This is a genomic window from Rathayibacter sp. AY1C7 (assembly GCF_002931865.1).
In the GTDB taxonomy this organism is placed as follows: Bacteria; Actinomycetota; Actinomycetes; order Actinomycetales; family Microbacteriaceae; genus Rathayibacter.
Genome location: NZ_PSWB01000049.1, coordinates 1 through 5,491, shown reverse-complemented (window position 1 = coordinate 5,491; position 5,491 = coordinate 1). Strand labels below are relative to the sequence as shown.

Sequence of the window (5,491 nt, the reverse complement as noted above, 5' to 3'; positions counted from 1 at the left end):
GCACCCGTCAGGGACCCCGGCGGCACGCATCCGGGGCCCCGGCGGCACGCGTCGCGCCCGGCACCCGCGACCTAGGGTGAGGGCATGCATCCGCTCGACGCCCAGGACCCGCTCGCGCACTGCCCCGAGCTGTTCGTCCGCACCCCCGAGGTCCGCTCCTACCTCGACGGCAACTCGCTCGGCCGGCCGCTGCGCGCGAGCGTCGCCCGGCTCGCGCGGTTCGCGGAGGAGGAGTGGGGCGGCCGCCTCATCCGCGGCTGGGAGGAGGGCTGGCTCGACATGCCGCTCGAGGTCGGCGACGCCCTCGGCTCCGCGGTGCTGGGAGCCGCGGCCGGGCAGACGGTCGTCGCCGACTCCACGACCGTCCTGCTCTACAAGCTCACCCGCGCGGCGATCGCCCGCCAGGCGGAGCAGGGGCGCGACGAGATCGTCGTGGACACCGACAACTTCCCCACCGACCGGTACGTGCTGGAGGGCATCGCGGCCGAGACCGGCAGCACTCTCCGCTGGATCGACTCCGACCGCGGGAGCGGCGTCGGCCCCGACGACCTCGCCCCTGTGCTCGGCGAGCGGACGGCGCTGGTGCTGCTCAGCCACGTCGCGTACCGCTCGGGGTTCCTCGCCGACGCCGCGGCGATCACCGTCCAAGCGCACGAGGCCGGCGCGCTCGTGCTCTGGGACGCCTCCCACTCCGTCGGCTCCGTGCCGCTCGAGCTCGACGCGTGGGGCGCGGACCTCGCGGTCGGCTGCTCCTACAAGTACCTCAACGGAGGCCCGGGGGCGCCCGCGTGGGCGTACGTCGCCTCCCGGCACCAGGGCTCGCTCGCGCAGCCGGTGCAGGGCTGGATGGGCGTCGCCGACATGTTCGAGATGGGACCCGGCTACCGTCCGGCCGAGGGGATGCGGCGCTTCCTCAGCGGCACCCCGCCGATCACGGGAATGCTCGCGATGCAGGACATGATCGCGCTGATCGCCTCGGTCGGCATGCCCGCGGTGCGCGCGAAATCGGAGGCGATGACGGCGTACGCGCTGGAGCTGGCCGACGCGTGGCTGGTGCCGCGCGGGGTGCGGGTGGCGACTCCGCTCGACTCCGCCCGGCGCGGCTCGCACGTGACGATCGCGCACGAGTCGTTCGCCGGCCTGGTCCCGCGGCTGCAGGCGGAGGGGGTCGTGCCGGACTTCCGCCGACCCGACGGCATCCGGATCGGCCTCTCGCCGCTGTCGACCACCTTCGCCGAGCTGGAGCTGGGCATGGCGGCCGTCCGGGACGCGCTGGACTGAGCGGGGCCGGGGCTCGGCGGGGCGGGTGTTCCCGGCCCCGCCCCCTGCCCTCACCGCGCGTCGCGCGTCCGGCCGGTGCTCTCCTTCTGCAGGGCCTCGACGAGCTCGGCCTTCGTCATGCGCGAGCGGCCGGAGACGTCCAGGCGCTTGGCGAGGTCCATCAGGTGCGCCTTCGTGGCGTTCGCGTCCACTCCGCCCGCCGTCTCGCCCCCGGGGGAGCGGCCGTGGCCCTCGGCGCGGGAGTCGGAGGGGCCGCTCTCGGCCTTGCGCTCCCAGTGGTCGCCGACCTTCTCGTACTCGTGCTTCAGCGCGGCGAAGGCTGTGCGGTGGGCGCGCTCGCCGTCGCCGTAGCTGTCGACGGCCGAGTCGTGCGCGGCCGACCAGAGCTTCTGCGCGTGCTCGTCGGAGCGCTCGATGGTGGACGGGATCTGTTCCTCGCGGGGCATGGCGGCCTCCCTCTCGTCCTCCGACGCTACGTCGGGTCGGAGGCGCCGGTCACCCCGTTGACGAGCGCTCGGCGGGCACCTCCGTCCCCGGAGCGCACTCGGGAGGCCGCCGCCGGTGTTCTCACCGGGCCGACGCCGATGATGGGGCGATGTTCATCCCGACCAGAGCCGCCGGTCTCGAGGCGCTCGACGACTTCGTCGCCCGCGCGGGCTCCGCCTACGCCCGCGACCGCAACCACGACCTCGGACCGTCCCGGGACAACGTCTCCGGGCTCTCGCCCTACCTCCGCCACCGCCTCGTCACCGAGCGGGAGGTCGTCGCCGCGGTCCTCGCGCGCCACCGGCTGACCGCCGCGGAGAAGTTCGTCCAGGAGGTGTTCTGGCGCACCTACTGGAAGGGCTGGCTCGAGCAGGACCCGGACGTCTGGCGCCGCTACCGTCGCGAGGTGGCGGACTCCTCCGCGGGTGATCCTCCGCCCGGCTACCTCGACGCGATCGGCGGACACAGCGGCATCGACGCGATGGACGCGTGGGTGAGCGAGCTCGTCGAGACCGGGTACCTCCACAACCACACCCGCATGTGGTTCGCGAGCATCTGGATCTTCACCCTCGGACTGCCCTGGCAGCTCGGCGCCGACTTCTTCTACCGGCACCTGCTCGACGGCGACGCCGCGTCCAACACCCTGTCGTGGCGATGGGTCGCCGGCCTGCAGACTCCGGGCAAGACCTACCTCGCCTCCGCGTCCAACATCGCGCGCTACACGGAGGGGCGCTTCTCGCCGAGCGGCCTCGCCACCACGGCCCCCGCGCTCACCGAGGAGCCCTTCCCGCCGCGGGCACCGCTCGAGCAGGACGACGTCGTGGGGACCGTCGGCGCCCGCCCCGGCCTCCTGTTGCACGAGGAGGACCTCGAGGCGGAGAGCCTGCTCGCCGAGCAGCCGGGTCTGGCCGAGCGCCTCGTGGCGTGCGCCGTCGCCGGGGACGCGGGCGGGCGCTCGCCGTCCGGAGTCTCCGACGCGGTCGCCGCCTTCACCGCCGCGGCGCTCGCCGACGCCGCCGAGCGCACCTCCGACTCCAGCGGTCGGCCGGCGAGGGTGCTGGCGGACGCGCGTGCCGCGACGGTCGTCGACTGGGCGGTGTCCGAGCGGATCGACACCGTGGTCGTTCCGTACGCGCCGGTCGGGCCCGTCGGAGAGCGGATGGAGGCGCTCCGCTCGGCTCTCGCCGACGAGGGGGTCACGCTCGTCACCGTGCGCCGCCGCTGGGACGGTGCGGCGTGGCCGTCGGCGTCGCGGGGGTTCTTCCCGTTCCGGAAGCGGATCCCGGCGCTGGTGCGCGACCTCGTCGAGCCCGCCGACGCGGCCCGCCTGTTCTGAGCGGCGTCCTGTGAGGCGCGTCCTGTGACCCGCGTCCTGTAGGCCGCGTCCCGCGTCCCGCGTCCCGCATCCCGCATCCCGCGAGCCGCGAGCCGTGTCCTGCGAGCCCCGTCCCGCGACCCACGTCCTGTGAGCCCCGTCCCGCGGAACCTGCCTGGTCCCGCGGGGCGGGTGCCGCTCAGCCGAGCAGGCGGTCGCGGAGGAAGTCGCTCGCGAAGCGGCCCGAGGGGTCCCACTCGGAGCGGAGGGTGCGCCACTCCTCGAGGTGCGGGTAGAGCGGCGCGATCTCGTCGGCTCCGGCGAGGAAGTGCTTGCCCCAGTGCGGCCGGGCGCCGAGCGGCAGCAGCGCGCCCTCGACGGCGGGGAGCACGGCGTCGACGCCGGCGCGGTCCTTCTTGAAGGTGAAGTGCACGCCGACGCTGTCGCGGCCTCCGGCGGGGGAGAGCCACTGGTCGTCGCCCGCCATGGTCCGCAGCTCCGTGATGAGCAGGACGTCGTCGATCCGCTCGCCGATCGCGCGCAGCGCCACGATCGCCTCGCGGACGTTCGCGCGCGGCACCATGTACTCGCTCTGGATCTCGTCGCCCGCGCTCGGCTCGCGGTCGAGGCGGAAGTGCGGCAGGCGCTCGGACCACGGTCCGACGGAGCCGCCGAACGGGTTCAGGTTGGAGTCGACACCCTCCGAGACGGCGAAGAGGCTCGCGGAGGCGGCGACCGCGCCCAGGTGCGTCGCGTCGACGTCGGCGACGGATCCCGCCGCCACCTTGGTCTTCAGCCACAGCTGCTCCACCGTCGGCGAGGACCAGTGGGTCATGAGGCTGACGCTGTAGGCGGAGGAGGTGATCGCGTCGAAGTCGTCGAGCACGCGCTCCCAGGGCAGGTCGACGAACGCGTCCTGGCGGACGTCGAAGGTCGGCTGGATGTCGAGGGTCACGCGGGTGACGATGCCGAAGGCGCCGAGGCCGACGACGACGCCCTCGAAGCCCGGCTCCCCGCGGCGGATCGTGCGCAGCGAGCCGTCGGCGGTGACGAGCTCGAGCGCCGAGACGGCGGAGGAGAGGTTCGCGTTGCGGTCGCCCGAGCCGTGGGTGCCGGTCGCGATGGCGCCGGCGACCGAGATGTGCGGGAGCGAGCCCATGTTGTGCAGGGCGTAGCCGTTGCTGTGCAGGTGCGCGGCGACGACGCCGTAGCGGGTGGCGCCGCCGACGGTGACGGTGCTCGCCTCGGCGTCGATCACGGGGTCGGAGGCCAGGCGCCCCAGGTGCAGCAGTGCGCCGGGGGTGTCGGGCAGGGAGTTGAAGGAGTGGCGGCTGCCGAGGGCGCGGACGCGCTCGTTCTCGCGGACGAGGCGCTGCACCTCCTCGACGGACTCCGGCTCGATGATGGCGGCGGCGCGGTACTCGTAGGTGCCCGCCCAGTTGCTCCGTGAGGTCATGGGTCCATTCTGCCGGGTGCGCGGGGGATTTGTTGTTGGTTGCAACGAATGGCCCGGTGGTGCACGGGGACACCGCAGGACGGAACGGCGTGGATATTGTTCGAGGCGCGCTCCGGGCCTCTGACGGGGAGGACGGCGATGACCGCGCGCAGACGACCCCGCTCGGATCTGTTCCGGGTGTGCGTGCGCCTCCTGGTCACGATCGTGGTGGTGCTGCTCGTCCTGGCGACGGGGACGCTCGCTCCTGGCGACGGGCCGTCGATGCGACGGCGACCCTCGTTCCGGTCCATCTGCTCGGCCGGCCGCTCTCCACCGCCCTCTCCGTGGGCTGGAGCGCCGCCTCGTCCTCGCTCCTCGACGAGCAGGCGCTGCGGAGCGCCGCCTCCTTCTCGCGCCTCGACGAGCAGGCGCTGCGGAGCACCGCCGAGGAGGAGGCGCGCGGCGAGCGGCGCCTCCTCTCGCGGATGCTGGGGGCGACCGGGGCGACCAGCACCACGCTGTCGGCGGCGGTGCCGGCGATCGTGGTCACGGTGGCGGTCGTGGTCACGGTGGCGATCGCGCAGAGGACGGAGTTCCGCAGCGAGCCCCTCTCCCTCGCCGCCGCCCTGCTCGCCGTCGCGAGCTCGTGGGTGCTGATGGTCCTCTCGGTCGCACAGGCCTGCCTGCGCCTCGAGTCGCGGTCGCCCCGGCGGTCGCAGGTGCGCTTCGCCTTCGAGGAGGCGCCGCACTTCAGTGACGACGCGACCCTCGCGCTCCTGCTGTCCACGATGGCGGCCACGGTCTCGGCCGAGATCCGCTCGAGAGAGGGCTGGCGCCTGGTGCGCGCGAACGTCGTCATCGCGTCCGCCTTCGACTCGGTCGTCATCGCGATGACGGTGTCACTGCTGTTCGGCGGACTCACGGCCTGAGACGGCGGGAGCGGAGCGTCCGGCGGGGCCGGGGGCGGTGGGGTC

General features: G+C 74.0%; 5 protein-coding genes. 3 read left to right on the top strand and 2 right to left on the bottom strand.

The genetic code is table 11. The features are described 5' to 3' along the window. Positions 1 to 84 precede the first annotated feature (84 nt). A complete protein-coding gene (locus C5C69_RS16440) occupies positions 85 to 1,281 on the top strand; it encodes a kynureninase (protein WP_104258311.1) in 1,197 nt (398 codons plus the stop codon). 50 nt (positions 1,282 to 1,331) lie between these two features. Here C5C69_RS16440 and C5C69_RS16435 read toward each other — a convergent pair whose 3' ends face one another. After that, positions 1,332 to 1,727, bottom strand: coding sequence for a ChaB family protein (locus C5C69_RS16435; RefSeq protein ID WP_104258310.1), 396 nt, complete (start codon positions 1,725 to 1,727; stop codon positions 1,332 to 1,334). Positions 1,728 to 1,876: 149 nt separating this feature from the next. On the opposite strand from C5C69_RS16435, the gene C5C69_RS16430 reads away from it, so the two are divergent. Then, complete coding sequence (locus C5C69_RS16430; protein ID WP_104258309.1) at positions 1,877 to 3,103, top strand: FAD-binding domain-containing protein; 1,227 nt, start codon at positions 1,877 to 1,879, stop codon at positions 3,101 to 3,103. Positions 3,104 to 3,281: 178 nt separating this feature from the next. Here C5C69_RS16430 and C5C69_RS16425 read toward each other — a convergent pair whose 3' ends face one another. Continuing rightward, a complete protein-coding gene (locus tag C5C69_RS16425; RefSeq protein WP_104234610.1) occupies positions 3,282 to 4,538 on the bottom strand; it encodes an FAD-binding protein in 1,257 nt (418 codons plus the stop codon). A gap of 323 nt (positions 4,539 to 4,861) precedes the next feature. Here C5C69_RS16425 and C5C69_RS17075 point away from each other — a divergent pair, with 323 nt between their 5' ends. Then, positions 4,862 to 5,446, top strand: a complete 585-nt coding sequence (locus C5C69_RS17075; protein ID WP_181127076.1) for a DUF1345 domain-containing protein — start codon at positions 4,862 to 4,864, stop codon at positions 5,444 to 5,446. Positions 5,447 to 5,491: the final 45 nt, after the last annotated feature.

Excerpts from the sequence above, each read along its gene's own strand:
- C5C69_RS16440 (WP_104258311.1), top strand. The coding sequence starts at position 85 with ATGCATCCGCTCGACGCCCAGGACCCGCTCGCGCACTGCCCCGAGCTG.
- C5C69_RS16435 (WP_104258310.1), bottom strand. The coding sequence starts at position 1,727 with ATGCCCCGCGAGGAACAGATCCCGTCCACCATCGAGCGCTCCGACGAG.
- C5C69_RS16430 (WP_104258309.1), top strand. The coding sequence starts at position 1,877 with ATGTTCATCCCGACCAGAGCCGCCGGTCTCGAGGCGCTCGACGACTTC.
- C5C69_RS16425 (WP_104234610.1), bottom strand. The coding sequence starts at position 4,538 with ATGACCTCACGGAGCAACTGGGCGGGCACCTACGAGTACCGCGCCGCC.